General features: G+C 69.7%; 16 protein-coding genes. 4 read left to right on the forward strand and 12 right to left on the reverse strand.

The genetic code is table 11. The features are described from left to right. The first annotated feature begins 65 nt into the window (after nucleotides 1-65). Complete coding sequence (locus RSP45_RS02275) at nucleotides 66-500, forward strand: CinA family protein (protein ID WP_415393979.1); 435 nt, start codon at nucleotides 66-68, stop codon at nucleotides 498-500. Here the strand turns inward: RSP45_RS02275 and RSP45_RS02280 are convergent. The 8 genes from RSP45_RS02280 to RSP45_RS02315 all read right to left on the reverse strand — a co-directional run bounded on the left by RSP45_RS02280 (nucleotide 483) and on the right by RSP45_RS02315 (nucleotide 7,357). After that, complete coding sequence (locus tag RSP45_RS02280; RefSeq protein ID WP_415393069.1) at nucleotides 483-1,514, reverse strand: threonine aldolase family protein; 1,032 nt, start codon at nucleotides 1,512-1,514, stop codon at nucleotides 483-485. The two genes, RSP45_RS02275 and RSP45_RS02280, sit on opposite strands and share 18 nt — an antisense overlap. Continuing rightward, nucleotides 1,511-1,951: a YcgN family cysteine cluster protein gene (locus RSP45_RS02285; protein WP_303729194.1), complete on the reverse strand. Its 441-nt coding sequence runs from the start codon at nucleotides 1,949-1,951 to the stop codon at nucleotides 1,511-1,513. Before RSP45_RS02285 ends, RSP45_RS02280 begins: the two co-directional genes overlap by 4 nt. Next, a complete protein-coding gene (locus tag RSP45_RS02290; protein ID WP_073066210.1) occupies nucleotides 1,951-2,898 on the reverse strand; it encodes a bifunctional riboflavin kinase/FAD synthetase in 948 nt (315 codons plus the stop codon). Before RSP45_RS02290 ends, RSP45_RS02285 begins: the two co-directional genes overlap by 1 nt. A gap of 57 nt (nucleotides 2,899-2,955) precedes the next feature. Continuing rightward, nucleotides 2,956-3,399 (reverse strand): MaoC family dehydratase, encoded by a 444-nt coding sequence (locus tag RSP45_RS02295; RefSeq protein ID WP_073066215.1) that lies wholly within the window; start codon nucleotides 3,397-3,399, stop codon nucleotides 2,956-2,958. Nucleotides 3,400-3,501: 102 nt separating this feature from the next. Beyond that, nucleotides 3,502-4,365: a TIGR01459 family HAD-type hydrolase gene (locus RSP45_RS02300; protein WP_415393070.1), complete on the reverse strand. Its 864-nt coding sequence runs from the start codon at nucleotides 4,363-4,365 to the stop codon at nucleotides 3,502-3,504. Nucleotides 4,366-4,450: 85 nt separating this feature from the next. Continuing rightward, nucleotides 4,451-5,368, reverse strand: a complete 918-nt coding sequence (locus tag RSP45_RS02305; RefSeq protein ID WP_415393071.1) for a manganese-dependent inorganic pyrophosphatase — start codon at nucleotides 5,366-5,368, stop codon at nucleotides 4,451-4,453. A 571-nt stretch (nucleotides 5,369-5,939) separates the two neighbouring features. Continuing rightward, nucleotides 5,940-6,284 carry a DUF4440 domain-containing protein gene (locus tag RSP45_RS02310; protein WP_415393072.1) on the reverse strand — a complete coding sequence of 115 codons (345 nt, stop codon included), beginning with the start codon at nucleotides 6,282-6,284 and terminating at the stop codon, nucleotides 5,940-5,942. Beyond that, nucleotides 6,281-7,357 carry a TraB/GumN family protein gene (locus RSP45_RS02315; RefSeq protein WP_415393073.1) on the reverse strand — a complete coding sequence of 359 codons (1,077 nt, stop codon included), beginning with the start codon at nucleotides 7,355-7,357 and terminating at the stop codon, nucleotides 6,281-6,283. Before RSP45_RS02315 ends, RSP45_RS02310 begins: the two co-directional genes overlap by 4 nt. Nucleotides 7,358-7,560: 203 nt before the next feature. Between RSP45_RS02315 and groES the strand changes: the two genes are divergently transcribed. From groES to RSP45_RS02330, 3 genes are all read left to right on the forward strand, one after another. After that, entirely contained in the window at nucleotides 7,561-7,848 is a 288-nt protein-coding gene (groES, locus tag RSP45_RS02320) for a co-chaperone GroES (RefSeq protein WP_303730774.1), read from the forward strand. A 43-nt stretch (nucleotides 7,849-7,891) separates the two neighbouring features. Then, nucleotides 7,892-9,532, forward strand: a complete 1,641-nt coding sequence (groL, locus tag RSP45_RS02325; RefSeq protein ID WP_415393074.1) for a chaperonin GroEL — start codon at nucleotides 7,892-7,894, stop codon at nucleotides 9,530-9,532. Nucleotides 9,533-9,682: 150 nt separating this feature from the next. Continuing rightward, nucleotides 9,683-10,114, forward strand: coding sequence for a nuclear transport factor 2 family protein (locus RSP45_RS02330; RefSeq protein WP_415393075.1), 432 nt, complete (start codon nucleotides 9,683-9,685; stop codon nucleotides 10,112-10,114). Between the two features lie 30 nt (nucleotides 10,115-10,144). Here the strand turns inward: RSP45_RS02330 and RSP45_RS02335 are convergent, their stop codons facing one another. The 4 genes from RSP45_RS02335 to RSP45_RS02350 all read right to left on the reverse strand — a co-directional run bounded on the left by RSP45_RS02335 (nucleotide 10,145) and on the right by RSP45_RS02350 (nucleotide 15,806). Continuing rightward, on the reverse strand, nucleotides 10,145-10,753 hold the full coding sequence (locus tag RSP45_RS02335) for a LysE family translocator (protein ID WP_415393076.1): 609 nt from the start codon (nucleotides 10,751-10,753) through the stop codon (nucleotides 10,145-10,147). A gap of 61 nt (nucleotides 10,754-10,814) precedes the next feature. Next, the gene (locus RSP45_RS02340) at nucleotides 10,815-12,341 is read right to left on the reverse strand and encodes a Ppx/GppA family phosphatase (protein ID WP_415393077.1); all 1,527 of its coding nucleotides are present in this window, start codon (nucleotides 12,339-12,341) and stop codon (nucleotides 10,815-10,817) included. A gap of 60 nt (nucleotides 12,342-12,401) precedes the next feature. After that, on the reverse strand, nucleotides 12,402-14,567 hold the full coding sequence (locus tag RSP45_RS02345; protein ID WP_415393078.1) for an RNA degradosome polyphosphate kinase: 2,166 nt from the start codon (nucleotides 14,565-14,567) through the stop codon (nucleotides 12,402-12,404). Nucleotides 14,568-15,116: 549 nt separating this feature from the next. After that, nucleotides 15,117-15,806 (reverse strand): chromosomal replication initiator DnaA, encoded by a 690-nt coding sequence (locus tag RSP45_RS02350; RefSeq protein ID WP_415393079.1) that lies wholly within the window; start codon nucleotides 15,804-15,806, stop codon nucleotides 15,117-15,119. Nucleotide 15,807: the final 1 nt, after the last annotated feature.

The following is a 15,807-nucleotide window of genomic DNA, read 5'->3' on the forward strand; positions in this document are numbered from 1 at the left end:
GCGCGACCGGGGATCTTGCGGCCAGGGCGGCGCGCGTCATCGACGCCGCCCGCGCCCGCGGCGTCATGCTCGCCACCGCCGAAAGCTGCACCGGCGGGCTGATCGGGGCGGTGCTGACGGAAATCGCCGGGGCCTCGGACGTGTTCGACCGCGGCTTCATCACCTATTCCAACGCCGCCAAGACCCAGATGCTGGGGGTCCTGCCCGCCACCCTGCGCGGACATGGCGCGGTCAGCGAGGAGGTCGCCGCCGAAATGGCCGCAGGCGCGCGCCGCAATTCCGCCGCCGCGCTGGCGGTATCCGTCACCGGCGTCGCAGGACCCGGCAGCAGCGGCAGAAAGCCCGAGGGTCGGGTCTGCTTCGGCCTCTCGGACGCTACCGGCACAAGCACCGAAACCGTGGAGTTCGGCGCCATCGGCCGCAGCAACGTCCGCCGGGCCACGGTCGTCCATGCGCTGGCGATGCTGCTGGCGGCGCTGGGGTCAGAGCGCGCCGAGTAGCGCCGCGATTTCTTCCTCGCGCGTGGCCCAGCTGGTCACCAGCCGGATCGTCGCCTGTTGCGCATCGTCCCCCGGCGTCGGCCAGTCGGCGGCACGCAGGCCGGCGGTGCGCAGCCGTGCGATGGTGGCGCGGGGCAGGCGCAGGAAGATCTCGTTCGACTGCACCGGGGCCATGGGCTGCAGCCCCGCGGCCTGCAGGCTCGCGGCCAGCTCCGTCGCGGCCGCATTGGCGTGGCGCGCCAGTTGCAGCCACAGCCCGCCATCCAGCCAGGCCAGCATCTGCGCGGCCAGGAAACGGTGCTTGGACCACAGCTGCCCGGCGCGCATCCGGCGAAAGGCGAAGTCGCGGGCGCGGTCGGGGTCGAAGAACACCACCGCCTCCAGCGCGAGGCAGCCGCTTTTGGTGCCGCCCAGCGACAGCGCGTCGACGCCGGCCTGATGGGTCAGGGCCGCGGGGGTGGCGCCGGTGGCGGCGACGGCATTGCCGAAACGGGCGCCGTCCATGTGAACCGTCATCCCGGCCCCGTGCGCGACCGCGGCCAGCGCCGCCACGGCTTGCGGCGCGTGCACTGTCCCCCATTCGGTGGCGTTGGTGATCGAGACCACCGCGTTCCGGCCGTCGTGTTCGTCCTCTTGCGGGTAATCGGCGATGCGGGCCGACAGCGTATCGGGGGTCATCCGCCCGAACTCGCCCTCGACCAGCGCCAGCTGTGCGCCCCCGGCCATCCAGGCGGGGGCGCCGGATTCCGAGGTCTCGATATGGGCGGTGCGGTGGCAGAAGATCCGGCCCCAGGGCGGGCACAGCTGCGCCAGCGCCAGCGCGTTGGCGGCGGTGCCGGTGCCCAGCAGGAACACCGCCGCATCGGGCGCCCCCAGCATCTCGCGCACCGCCTCGGCCGCCCGCGCGGTCAGCGGGTCGCGCCCATAGGACGCCACCGTGCCGTCATTGGCCGCCGCCAGCGCCGCCATCACCGCCGGGTGCACGCCCGAGCTGTTGTCCGAGCCGAAATTCATGACAGATCCTCGATCACATGGTCTTCCCAGTCGTCCTCGGAGACCTCGAGCTCGCTGACCGTCCAGCCGCGGACCGAGGCCCCGGCGCGGTGCACCGATTCCCGGTCGCCCGAGAGCAGATAGTGCCAGTCGTACAGCGGCTTGCCCTCGGCCCGCAGGCGATAGGCGCAGGTCGCGGGCAGCCACCAGGCGATCGAGCCCAGTTTTTCCGGGGACAGCACCACGCAGTCGGGCACGTAGTCGTGGCGGTTTTCATAGGACGAACAGCGGCAGCTGTGCCCGTCCAGCAGCCGGCAGGCGATGCGGGTATAGGCCAGCGAGCCGTCGTCCTCGTATTCGATCTTGTTGAGGCAGCATTTGCCGCAACCGTCGCAAAGCGCCTCCCATTCCTCGGCGCTGAGCGATTCGAGCGGCAGTTCCCAGAAACGCTCGCGCATCACGGCGCCGACAGGATGCGCCGCGCCTGCGCAGCGTCGCTGTGCATCTGGGCGACCAGCGCGTCGAGCCCGTCGAACTTTTCTTCGGGGCGCAGATAGTCGACCAGCGCCACCGACAGGCGGCGGCCGTAGAGATCGCCGTCGAAATCGAACAGATGGGTTTCCAGGTTCGGCGCGTTCTGCCCGAACATCGGCCGCACCCCCAGCGAGGCGACACCGCGATAGCTGCCGCGGTCGGGACCGTCCAGCACATCGACCTCGACCGCATAGACGCCCAGTTTCGGCAGGTGCAGCCCCTCGACCGCCATGTTGGCGGTGGGGAAACCCAGCTCGCGGCCGCGTTTCTCGCCGTGCAGCACCTCGCCCTCGATCCGGTGCCAGTGGCCCAGCATCCGCTCGGCGTCGCGGGGGCGGCCCTCGGCCAGCGCGGCGCGGATGGCGGTGGAGCTGGCGCGGCCCTCGGCCCCGCTGCAGACCAGCGGCACCACGGTCACGCCGAAACCCAGCCGGGCGCCGGCCTCGGCCAGCGTGGTGGCGTCGCCCGCCCGGCCGCGGCCATAGCGGAAATCCTCGCCCACCGCGACATGGGCGATGCCCAGCCCCTCGGCCAGCACCTGCCGGGCGAAATCCTCGGGCGAGAGACCGGCCAGATGCGGGCCGAAGGGCAGCTCGTAAAGCTGGCTGACCCCGTGGCGCGCCAGCCGCGTCGCCCGCGATTCGGCGTTCATCAGCCGGAATGGCGGCTCGACCCGCCCGGCCAGCGCGGCAAAATATTCGCGCGGATGCGGCTCAAAGGTGATGATGCCCAGGGGCGCGTCGGGACGGGCGGCGCGGGCTGCCTCGATCACCGCGCGGTGGCCGCGATGCACGCCGTCGAAATTGCCCATGGCCACGGTTGCGCCGCGAGCGGACGCGGGAAGCCCGCGCCAGTCGCGATGGATATGCATCGGCGGATGTTGCATGGGCTCCCGTCTCCGGGCCATGCGATGCCCCGGTCGTCGTGGTCAGTCGAACTTGCGCGACGGCGCCAGAACCACCGCCTCGCCCTTGAGCACGACCGTATCGCCCACGAGGCAGCGGGTGGCAAGGGTCACGCGGCGGCGCGAATGGTCGATCGCCTCGACCTCGACCTCGGCGCGCACCATGTCGCCGGGGCGCACCGGGGCCATGAACTTCAGGGTCTGGCCCAGATAGACCGTGCCGTGGCCCGGCAGCTGTTCCCCGATCACCGCCGAGATCAGCCCCGCGGTCAGCATCCCGTGCGCGATGCGGCCCTGAAAGATGGTGTCGCGGGCGTAATCGTCGTCCAGATGCACCGGGTTGCGGTCGGTCGAGACCTGCGCGAACATCTCGATGTCCGCATCCGTCACCTGTTTTTGCAGGCTGCGCAGCATCCCCACCTCGAGATCCTCGATGACGATGGTGCCCCGGGGCTGATTGTCGAGCATCATTCCGGCCTCCCTAGCCGCGGTGCAGCATAGCAGCGGGAAAACACTCCCGCAACAATATTATCCGTCAGGGGCGCGAGGGGACGGATTGTTGCGCGGCGGTCAACGCAGGCGGCCGATGGCGAAGGTCGGGTGGATCCCCTGCCCCTCCAGCCAGCGTTCCAGCAGCGCCGGATCGGGGCTCTCCACGTCGCCGCCCATGAACTCGGCCGCCAACCCGCCGGTGACGAAGATCGAATCGATTCCCTGCGCGACGGCGCCGGCGATGTCGGTGCCGATACCGTCGCCGATGGCCAGCGCCGGCACCTCGGGGCCCACCCCCAGCCGGCGGCGGGCAAGGTCGTAGATCGGCGCGTGCGGCTTGCCGAAATACAGCGCTTCGCCGCCCATCTCCTCGTAAAGCTGTGCCAGCGCGCCCGCGCAGTAAAGCCGCTGTTCGCCGTAATCCACCACCAGATCGGGGTTCGCGCACAGCAGCGGCAGGTTGCGGGCCCGGGCGGCGGCCAGACGCTCGCGGTAGTCCTCGGGGGTCTCGGTCAGGTCGTCGTAGGGCCCGGTGACCACGATGCCCTCGGCCTCCTCCAGCGCCACAAGCTCGAGCGCGGCGGCGCGGGGGTCGTCGGTGTCGGTGAAGAAGCTCAGGTCGCGGCTGGGGCCGACATGCCAGACCCGGCTGCCTACCCGCCCCGCCAGCATCGCATCCTGCGCCGCATCGCCCGAGGTCACGATGTCGTCCCAGGCGTCGCGCGGCACCCCCAGCCGGTCGATCTGCTGTTCTACCATCGCCCGCGGCCGGGGCGCATTGGTGACCAGCGCCACCTTGCCCCCGCCCTGCCGCCAGCGCTGCAACGCCGCGATCGCCGCCGGATAGGCGGCCTTGCCGTTGTGGACGCAGCCCCAGAGATCGCAGAACAGCACGCCGTAATCGCCGCCGATCTCGGCAAGTTCGTGGATGATCCGGGTCATGTGGGGGCCTTTCTGGGGATGGACATGGAGAGGGGGCCGGGGCGCGATCCGCCCGGCCCCCCGAGAATTGCGGCGGTCGCGCGCCTCAGAGCTTGAGCGCGGGGATGATCTGCTTCTTGCGGCTGACGACGCCGGGCAGCACCACGCTGTCGCTGTCCACGCGGACGCCGAACGACGCCGCGGCCACCTTGGCCACGAAGTCGTTCGGCACCAGCAGGGTCGAGCGCTCGTTCAGGATGTCGACGATGAACAGCAGCACCTCGTCGGCGCCGTCCTCAGCCGCGACGCCAGGCATGGCGGCGATCAGCGCCGCCTTGCGGTCGATCAGCACCTGCGGCGCGGTGGTTTCCAGCACCGAGACCCGCAGTTGCTTGCCGCCGAGTTCGTATTCCTTGCTGTCCATCCGCAGCAGCGCCGCATCGGAAAACGCCGAGACGTCGGATTTCGCCGCGAACATCTCGGCCGCGTAAGCCGGGATCGCGATGTCGAGATCTTTTGCCAGCTTTTCCGCCACCCAGCGGTCATGCGGGGTGGTGGTGGGGCTGCGGAACTCCAGCGTGTCGGACAGGATGCAGGTCAGCATCATCCCCTTGACCCAGCGGGGCGCGCGGTCGAGGTCCTCGCCGATCAGGTCGTGCATGATCGTGGCGGTGCAGGCCAGCGGCCGGATGGTGACGTTGATCGGGGTGCGGGTGGTGATGCCGCCCGCCAGCAGATGGTGGTCGATGATCTCCAGCACCTCGGCCTGCGCCAGCGAGGCGGGCAATTCCGCGGGGTTGTTGGTGTCCACGATCACGCATTGGTCGCCCGCGGCCACGTCCTGGATGATCTCGGGCATCTCGACGCCCCATTTCCCCAGCATCCACAGCGCTTCGGTGTTGGGCGTCCCCTGCAGCACCGCTTTCGCCGGGGTCTTGCGGATATCCGACAGATACCAGGCCCAGATCAGCGGCGAGCCGGTGGAATCGGTGTCGGGGGCCTTGTGGCCGAAAACCTGGATCATGGGAACGCGTTCCTTCGTGGCGGAGTCGCTGCGGCTTATAGGGCGGCGGCGGGGGGTTGTGAAGCGCGGCGCAGGACCGGAGCTGCCGCAGCGTTCCTCGCTGAAACGGTCCACCGGACCATCCGGCGGGAAAACAGCCTTGGGGGCTGTTTTCTGATCCGCCTCCTATTCCGGGCGCTCGGAAGCCCCGGGATAGTTAGGGCAAGATGAAAGAGCCGCAGGCGGTGCGGAGTTGCGGCCGGGCGCGGTGTGTTCGGTCAGCCCGGCGGGCGGTGGTCTTGAGGGAGTCAGAACGCCTTTGCTTTCGGGCCTCTGCAGCCCGGGGATATTTGGGGCGAAATGAAAGAGCCGCAGGTTGCGCGGGGTTTACCGCCGGGCGCGGTGGGTTCGGTCAGCCGGCGGGCCGCCGCCGGGGGGGGAGGCCGGCTGCCTTTGCTTTCGGGGTTCTGCAGCCCGGAGATGGTGGGACAAGATTAAAGAGCGGAGAAGGGTGCGGCCTTGGGGGCGACCGGACACCTTTGCTTTCGCGCCTCCGCAAGCCCTCTGATAGGCAGGATCGGAGCGTCGGGCGTCAGCCCGCTGCCGGCAGGGTCTGCTGGTGCTGGATCAGTTTCCAGTCGCCGGCCTGGCGCACCCAGGTCGAGCTGCACAGCACGTCGCGTTCGGTGCTGCCGCGGGTGGCGCGGGCGCGATAGGCCAGCACCATGGTGTCGCCCAGTTCCGAGGTGTGGCGGTCGCTGATGCGCAGGTTCTGCCAGCGACTGCCCTGCTTCATCCCTTCGACGATCTGCGGCCCCTGCATCACCCCTTCGGGGAAAACCATGATGCAGACGGGGGCGATGCGCAGCGCCGCCTCGGCCGCGCCCAGCGTCCACAGCGATTCCTCGTCGGCCCAGCGGTCCTCGGTCCTGCTCATCCTGCGTCTCCTACACGTTCGATCGTCCAGCCGTCCCGTTCCAGCAGCCGCAGCACCCCGGTCTCGCCCGGCAGGTGCAGCGCCCCGAAGGCGGCGACCACGTGGCGACCCGCCTGCGCGGCGCCAGCGGCCGCTTCGGTCAACGGCGCGATCCAGTTTCTGTTCCGTGCGGTCATCAGCCGCTCCTCGGCCAGCTGCAGCTGCCGCTCGACCGCCGCGGGGGCGAGCCCCGACGAGGCCAGCGCGTCCAGCCGCCCGAACTCCCAGATCGCCCAGATGTCGCCGCGGAAATACGCCTCGAGCGTGGTGGCGGCATAATCGTCGGCCAGCTGCGCGGCCGGCAGCGCGGCGCGGATCATGTCCAGCTCTTCCTCGGGGGTCAGCCCGGCAAAGATCGCGAACACCGTGTCCCAGGGCTCCAGCGCCAGCACCTCTGTGCCCGCGTCCTCCGCCGCGGCGATCAGCTGGTGGTCGAGCCCGCCGCTGGCCGGGTCGCTGCCGCGGGCGCGCGCCGCGTCGATCATGCAGGGCGACAGCCCCAGCACGGTAGCGACATACCAGGGCTGCATCCGGCTGACCATGATCGCGGGGATGCCGCGGGCCTCCATCGCCTGCCCGAGCGCCTGCCATTGTTCCGGCGGCAGGCGCTCGGGCAGGGTCGGGCCGCTGGCGTCCACCATCAGCGAGGGATCCTCGGCCAGCGCCCGGGCCAGCCGTGCCTCGCCCTCGGGGCCGACCTCGACCAGCAGCGCCCCGGCCCCGGCGATCAGCGGGCGCAGCGCCGCGACCATGGGGGCGTGGCGCGGGTCGGGAAAGTGATAGGTGCCGACGATCTCGATCACCGCATCATCGCGGGTGGCGCGAAAGCGGGTGCCGGTGGCATAGGGGGTGGCGGCCACCGCGCGGGCGATCTGGGCGCGGTCGGCATCGGACAGCGCCGCCATCAGGTCGCGGCCGGTGCAGACGGGGGCGGCATCGCCCTGCCCCGCCACCGCCGCCTGGGGGGTGGCCAGCAGCAGCAGCACCAGCGCCAGCAGCCATGCCGCCATCCGGGTTGTCGCGACCCTCATCATCCTGATTCGCCCCCGTTTTTCCGCCCGCACCCCAGCGCCGGGCCGCGCCAGCATCGCACGCGGGGCGGGCGAACCCAACCCGGCGCGCCCGGCCCGGCTGCGGGTTGACAGGCTCGTGACCGCGGCCTATCTGGCGGGCATTGGCACTCACCAAGGTCGAGTGCCAACAACGCAACACTGCAACCTGAATCGGAGTGTTCACGATGGCTTTCACCCCTCTGCACGACCGCGTCCTGGTCCGTCGCGTCGAATCCGACGAAAAGACCAAGGGCGGCCTGATCATCCCCGACACCGCCAAGGAAAAGCCCGCCGAGGGCGAGGTCGTGGCCGTGGGCGCCGGCACCCGCGACGACGACGGCGATCGGATCGCGCTGGACGTCAAGGCCGGCGACCGCATCCTGTTCGGCAAATGGTCGGGCACCGAAATCACGCTGGACGGCGAAGAGCTGCTGATCATGAAGGAAAGCGACATCCTCGGGATCATCTCGTAATCCCTGACGGATCGTTTTCAACTCATTGACAAGGAAGAGATAAATGGCTGGCAAGGAAGTCAAGTTCAACACCGACGCCCGCGACCGGATGCTCAAGGGCGTCAACATCCTGGCCGATGCGGTCAAGGTGACGCTGGGCCCCAAGGGCCGCAACGTGGTCATCGACAAGTCCTTCGGCGCCCCGCGCATCACCAAGGACGGCGTTTCGGTCGCCAAGGAAATCGAACTGTCCGACAAGTTCGAGAACATGGGCGCGCAGATGGTCCGCGAAGTCGCCTCGCGCACCAATGACGAGGCCGGGGACGGCACCACCACCGCCACCGTGCTGGCACAGGCCATCGTGCGCGAAGGGCTGAAGGCCGTCGCCGCGGGCATGAACCCGATGGACCTGAAGCGCGGCATCGACCTGGCCACCGCCCGCGTCGTGGAATCGATCAAGGCCGCCGCCCGCCCGGTCAACGACAGCGCCGAAGTCGCGCAGGTCGGCACCATCTCGGCCAACGGCGAGACCTTCATCGGCGAGCAGATCGCCGAGGCGATGCAGCGCGTCGGCAACGAAGGCGTGATCACCGTCGAAGAGAACAAGGGGATGGAGACCGAGGTCGAAGTCGTCGAGGGGATGCAGTTCGACCGCGGCTACCTGTCGCCCTATTTCGTCACCAACCCGGAAAAGATGATCGCCGAGCTGGAAGACGCCTATATCCTGCTGCACGAAAAGAAACTGTCGTCGCTGCAGCCGATGGTTCCCCTGCTGGAAGCCGTCATCCAGACCCAGAAGCCGCTGCTGATCGTGGCCGAGGACGTGGAAGGCGAGGCGCTGGCCACGCTGGTCGTCAACCGCCTGCGCGGCGGGCTGAAGGTCGCGGCCGTCAAGGCGCCGGGCTTCGGCGATCGCCGCAAGGCCATGCTGCAGGACATCGCGATCCTGACCGGCGGCCAGGTGATCTCGGACGACCTGGGCATGAAGCTCGAGAACGTCGGGCTGGACATGCTGGGCCGCGCCAAGAAGATCTCGATCAACAAGGACAACACCACCATCGTCGATGGCGCCGGTGAAAAGGCCGAGATCGAGGCCCGCGTCAGCCAGATCCGCCAGCAGATCGAGGAAACCACCAGCGACTACGACCGCGAGAAGCTGCAGGAGCGTGTGGCCAAGCTGGCCGGTGGCGTCGCCGTCATCCGCGTCGGCGGCCTGACCGAGGTCGAGGTGAAAGAGCGCAAGGACCGCGTGGACGACGCGCTGAACGCCACCCGCGCCGCGGTGCAGGAAGGTGTCGTGGTCGGTGGCGGCGTGGCCCTGGTTCAGGGCGGCAAGGCCCTGGAAGGGCTGGAAGGCGCCAACTCGGACCAGAACGCCGGCATCGCCATCATCCGCCGCGCGCTCGAGGCGCCGATGCGCCAGATCGCCGAAAACGCCGGCGTCGATGGCGCCGTGGTGGCCGGCAAGGTGCGGGAATCGAACGACAAGACCTTTGGCTTCAACGCGCAGACCGAAGAATATGGCGACATGTTCAAGTTCGGCGTGATCGACCCGGCCAAGGTCGTGCGCACCGCGCTGGAAGACGCGGCCTCGGTCGCGGGCCTGCTGATCACCACCGAGGCGATGATCGCCGAGAAGCCCGAGCCGAAGGCTCCGGCCGGCGGCGGGATGCCCGACATGGGCGGCATGGGCGGGATGATGTAATCACCCCGCCCGCGCCGATCAGGCACGGACAGGAAGGGCGCCCCTTGCGGGCGCCCTTTTTCGTGGCGCTTTTTCGTGACCCGCCCCATGGGCAGCGGCGGCAGGCCGTGCCATGCTGGCGCGGATCGGTCGAACAAGGGGGCAACAGCGATGGACGCCGCAGTCAGGGCGCTGTTCCGGCGCTATGAGCAGATGTTCGCGCAGGCGCTGGCCGGACGCGCCACGATGGACGAGGTGGCGACGCTTTACGCGCCCGAGTTCATTGCCAGCACCCCCGCCGGGGTGATCACCGGCCGCAACGATGCGCTGCTGCGCGAGCGCATGGCCGAGGGCTATGCGCATTACCGCGCCATCGGCACCACCGCGATGCGCATCCGCGACCTGCGCCTGTCACCGATCGACGCGCTGCATTGCGTCGCCCATGTCGCCTGGACCGCGACCTATGCCCGCGACGATCTGCCCGAGACCGCCATCGATTTCGACGTGCATTACCTGGTCCGGCTGGCCGAGGGCGAGGCGCGTGTGTTCGGCTGGATGTCCGGCGACGAAGAGGCGCTGCTGCGCCAGCACGGGGTGATCTGAGGGGGGCACGGCGCCCCCCACCGCCCCCGCTCAGCGCAGTGGCAGCGCCGCGCCGATGGCGACGAAGATGCCGCCGCAGGCCCGGTTGAAGCGGCGCCCGACCCGGGCCAGCCACGGCCGCACCCGATGCGCGGCGGCGGCGTAAAGATATTCCACCGCGAATTCGATCACCGCATAGGTAGCGCCCATCACCAGGAACTGCCCGGCCAGGCTGCGCTCGGCCGACAGGAACTGCGGCAGCAGCGCGCTGAAGAACAAAAGCCCCTTGGGGTTGGTGGCGGCGGTCAGGAACCCCGACCGGAACAACGCCGCGCCGCGCACCGCCGCCGCCGCGCCCCCGGCCGCCACCACGATCAGCGGCGAGGCCCACAGCCGGATTCCCAGCCAGACCAGATAGGCGCCCCCGACCAGCTTGAGCCCGGTCAGCCACAGCGCCGAGGTCCGCACCAGCGCCCCGATCCCGAACATGCACAGCCCCATGACCGCGACCAGCCCGGTGACCCCGCCCATGATGGTCCACAGCGCGCGGCGATTGCCGTGCAGCGCGCCATGGGTCAGCGCCAGCAGCACGTTCGGCCCCGGGGTCAGCGCGATCCCCGCCGAGGTCAGCAGGAACAGAAGCCAGGTTTCAAACGACATGCCCCCTCCGAAGCGAAAGAAGGGGCCGCGCGCCCCCGGGGCGTGGACCCCCTGCGGCGGCTCAGGCCACCACCGCCGTCACCTTAAGCGCCGAGGCAAGCGCGCGGAAGCGGGCTTCGACCACCTCGCCCATCAGCTCGCGCCCGCTGTCGGTCAGGGTCAGGGTCAGCGTGCCGGCCTCGCGGTCCAGCTGCAGCGCGCCGGCCTCGGTCGGGTCGCCGATGGAAAACATCGCCCCGAAGCGCATGGCGCGGCCGACGATCTCGGCCTCGCGGATCTCGTCCTGGGCCAGCAGCGGCAGCAGCGGCTCGACCAGGCAGCCGGTGCGGCTGTTGGTATAGCGGTGCAGCAGCGACAGCCCCAGGAACACCCGTTCCGGGTGCGACAGCGCGGTCATGTTGGAATGGGTGACGTTGTCGAAACTGGCCTCGGCCCGGTAATCGGGGTGCGCGCGCCAGCTGGTGTCGTGCAAAAGGCAGGCGGCGCGGATCAGCCGCTCGCGCTCGGGCGGGGCGCCCGCGAACACCGGCGCCAGGAACTGGAACAGCCGCTTGCCGGCCCCGGGCAGCCGCGCCAGCTTGCGCTCGGTGAACTTGGCGGCCTCGATCAGCGGGTCGCGCTTGCGGATGCCGGCGGACATCTGTTCGTAAAGCAGCCCCTCGCGGATACCGTAGGAGCTGACGGCGATCTCGCGCGGGGCAAAGGTCAGCACCAGCTGGCGCAGCACCTGCACCGCCAGCGGCACCAGTTCGAGCCGCGAGGAGGAGATGCCGCTGCGCGACTTCATCTCGGCCTGCGGGGTGTCGCCGATCCACTTGACCGTGGCCAGCACGTCCTCGGGGGTCATGCGGTATTCGTGCAGCACCGTCATCGGATAGCCGCGCCGCTCCATGTCCAGCCGCGCGATCGCCCGCCACGAGCCGCCGACCAGATAGATGCGCTCGTGGTCGTCGCCGACCGCGGCGGCCAGCCCCTCGACCACCTTCTGGATATGGCGGCGCAGGGCCTTGCGCTCGACCAGCTGCAGGCGGAACGGCCCCAGCGGCGAGGTGGCGCGGCGTCCGATCTTTCCCTCGCCGACCTCGGCCAGCTCCATCGAGCTGCCGCCCATGTCGCAGACCAGCCCGCGCGCGTCGGGCCAGCCCAGCAGCACCCCTTGCGCCGACAGCCGCGCCTCTTCCTCGCCGTCGATGATCAAGAGCTTCAAGCCGGTCCTGCGGGTGACGGCGCGGTTGAAGGCGGGGCCGTCCTCGGCCTCGCGCACGGCGGCGGTGGCGACGCAGGTCAGCGCCTCGATCCCCATGTCGCGCGCCAGGGTGGAAAAACGCTTCAGCGCCGCCATGCCCCGCCGCACCCCCTCGGGGTTCAGCCGCCCGGTCGAGGCCAGCCCCTGCCCCAGCCCGGCCATGACCTTTTCGTTGTAGAAATACGCCGGGCTGCGGGCGGCGCCGTCGAACACGACCAGCCGGATCGAGTTCGAGCCGACGTCCACCACCCCCACCCGCGCCAGTTCCCGCATCGACCGGACCGGCAGCCCGTGCTTGCCGAAGGGGGCGATTTTCTGGCCGCTGGCGGTCTTGACGTTCATGGCGGGCCTTTTCTTCCGTTGTGCGGACGGGCGCAGGAAAGCGCCCGACGCGGGTTCAGGTCAATCCCGGGTATGGGTCAGGGCCGCGACATCCTTTGCCCCGGCCGTTCCCCGCCCAGAAAGCGAGGGGTTGTCAAGGAAATACTGGTGGCAGTTGAACAGATCCTCGCGGTCCTCGGGCAGGTGGCGCAGATAGCGGCCGTCGGGTTGCAGGATCCAGCTTTGTGCCTCGTCGGCCAGGTTGGCGGCCATGATCTGGCTGGTGATCTGCGCCTTCACCGTCTCGTTGATGCATTCGACCAGCGACTCGACCCGGCGGTTGAGGTTGCGGTCCATCCAGTCGGCCGAGCTGATGAACACCCGCGCCTTGCGCGAGGGCAGCCCGTGGCCGTTGCCGAAACAGACCACGCGGCTGTGTTCCAGGAAGCGCCCGACGATGGACTTGACCCGGATGTTGTCCGAAAGCCCGGCGATGCCGGGGCGCAGCCCGCAGATGCCGCGCACCACCAGGTTGATGCGCACCCCCGCGTTCGAGGCGGCGTAAAGCGCCTCGATCACGTCCTTCTCGATCAGGCTGTTCAGCTTGGCCCAGATCTCGGCCGGGCGGCCCTGGCGGGCGAACTCGGCCTCGCGCGCGATCAGGTCCAGCAGGGTGGATTTCAGGTTGATCGGGCTGATCGCCAGGTTTTCCAGCCCCACCGGCTCGACATAGCTGGACAGGTAGTTGAACACCTTGGTCGCATCGCGCCCCAGCGCCGGGTCGCAGGTCAGCAGTGACAGGTCGGTATAGATGCGCGCGGTGATCGGGTGATAGTTGCCGGTGCCGAAATGGGTATAGGTGACCAGCGCATCGCCTTCGCGCCGCACTACGGTCGAGATCTTGGCGTGGGTCTTGTAGTTGAAGAACCCGTAGACCACATGCGCCCCCGCCCGTTCCAGCCGCCGCGACTGCCGGATGTTGGCGGCCTCGTCGAAGCGGGCCTTCAGCTCGACCAGCGCCACCACCGACTTGCCCGATTCCGCCGCCTCGCACAGGGCGCTGACGATGGGGCTGTCGCGGCTGGTGCGGTACAGCGTCTGCTTGATCGCCACCACGTCGGGGTCGCGCGCCGCCTGCTGCAGGAAGCGCACCACCATGTCGAAGGTCTCGTACGGGTGGTGCAGCAGCATGTCCTTTTGCCGGATGGCGGCGAACATGTCGCCGTCGTGGTCCTGGACCCGCTCGGGCACCCGCGGCACGAAGGACGGCCATTGCAGGTCCGGGCGGCTGTCCAGCACCAGTTCGCGCATGTCGGCCATGCCCAGCAGCCCCTCGACCTGGATCACCTCGTCCAGCCCGACCTGCAGCCGCTGCATGATCAGCTTGCGCAGCCGGTCGGGGGCGCCGGCGGTGATCTTGAGCCGGATCACGTCGCCGCGGCGCCGGCGCTTCAGCGCGGTCTCGAACTCGCGCACCAGATCCTCGGCCTCGTCCTCGAGCTCGAGGTCGCTGTCGCGCAGCACCCGGAAGGCGCAGTGGCCGACATCGCGATAGCCGGGGAACAGCCGCGGCAGATACATCAGCAGCAGGTCTTCCAGCCGCAGGAACCGCTGCCCCCCCGGCAAAGGGATAAATCGCTTGAGCTGCCCCGGAATCGGCAGCAGCGCCTGCATCTGGCTACCGTCGGATTCCCGCGCCAGCTCCAGCGCCAGGCAGAAGCCGGCGTTGGGGATGAAGGGGAAGGGATGCGCCGGGTCGATGGTCAGCGGCGTCAGCACCGGGAACACCTGTTCCAGGAAATGCGTGCGCAGGAACGCCGCCTCGGCCCGGGTCACGCGCGAGCGCGACAGGATGACGATGCCCTCAGCCTCCATCTCGCGGCGCAGCTTGTTCCAGACGGTCTGCTGCGCGCCCATCAGCCGGCGGGCGTCGGCGTTGATCAGCGCCAGCTGCTCGGCCGGGGTCAGCCCGTCGTCCGAGGGGGTGACGTTGCCCTCGCGCACCAGCTCGCGCAGTCCGGCGACGCGGACGGTGTAGAACTCGTCAAGGTTGGTGGCCGAGATCGACAGGAAGCGCAGCCGTTCCAGCAGCGGCACCCGCGGGTTGCGGGCCTCGTCCAGCACCCGCCAGTTGAAGCTCAGCCAGCTGAGCTCGCGGTTGAAGAACCGCGCCGGCCCCTCGGGCGGCCCCTCGGAAAGGACGCGGGCGGGGGGAATCGGGGTCTTGAGGAAATCGGCCTGGGTCATGGAAACATCATGCAGGAAAAAGCGGGGCAGTTGAGGGGTTTCTGGAACGCCCGCGAAAGACTGTCAAACCGCGCCGGACAATCTTCACACAACCGACATAAAGCGCGCAGGCCATGCCGTCCCGGCCGCCGCCTACCGGCACCCCATGCCTTCATCTTGCCGGAAATATCCCGCTGGCTTCCGAGCGCCCGGAACAGGCGGCGGATCAGAAAACAGCCCCCAAGCTTTTCCGCCGGATGCTCCGTGGGCTGTTTTCAGCGAGGAAAGCCACGGCAGCGCCCGCAATAGGAGGCGGATCAGAAACAGCCCTCAAGCTTTCCTGCCGAATGCTCCGGTGGACTGTTTTCAGCAAGAAGGCCAAAGCAGTGGCCGGGGCTGGTCCAAGGCCAAGGCAGTCGCCGGGGACTGCCCCCCCCGCTCGGGCAGTGCCCGGAAAAGAAGGCGGATCAGACAACAGCCCGCAAGGCTGCTTTCCCGCCGGATAGTCCAGTGGACTGTTCTCAACGCCGTGGCAGTGGCCCGGGGCAGACAGCCCCCCGCCCCCGCCGCTCAGCCGGCCTCGCCTGCGATCCGCGCCAGCGCCGCCAGTGCCAGCGGCCTTGTCACCCCCCGCCCCTCGGCCAGCGCGGTGCGGTCGATCTCGGCCACCACGCGCCGGGCCAGCCCCAGGTCGCGGTCCATGTGCCGCGAAAGCGATTCGACCACGCCCGGCCCGGGCACCAGCTGGCGGTCGGCGAACAGCTTGACCAGCACCGCGGCCAGCAGCGCCTCGTCGGGGGGCTCGAGCCGCACCAGCGCCGTCGCCGCCATGCGCGAGGCGAGGTCGGGCAGCGCCAGCCCCCAGTCGCGCGGCGGCGTCCGCGCGGTGATCAGCAGCAGCGCCCCCTGCGCCGCGCAGAGGTTCCACAGATGGAACAGCGCCGCCTCGGCCCCGGCTGCACCACCGGCGCGATGGGCGTCCTCGACCACCAGCGCGCCGCCCGGCGCGACCAGCGCATCCGCGGTCTCGGGCCGCAGCCCCGAGGCGCGGACCCGCTGCGCCCCGTGCTCGGCCGCCCAGAACGCCGCCAGATGCGACTTGCCCGCGCCCTCGGGGCCGACCAGCAGCAGCCGCCCCTGCGGCCAGTCCTGCGGCCGGTCCAGCATGGCCAGCGCCTCGGCATTGGCCGGGGCGGGCAGGAAATCCTGCCGCGACAGCGCCGGGGGCGTGCGCAGGTCCAGCGTCAGCTGGCGGGGCATC

Origin of the sequence: Paracoccus sp. SJTW-4 (assembly GCF_047716885.1) — a bacterium.
Lineage (GTDB): Bacteria > Pseudomonadota > Alphaproteobacteria > Rhodobacterales > Rhodobacteraceae > Paracoccus > Paracoccus solventivorans.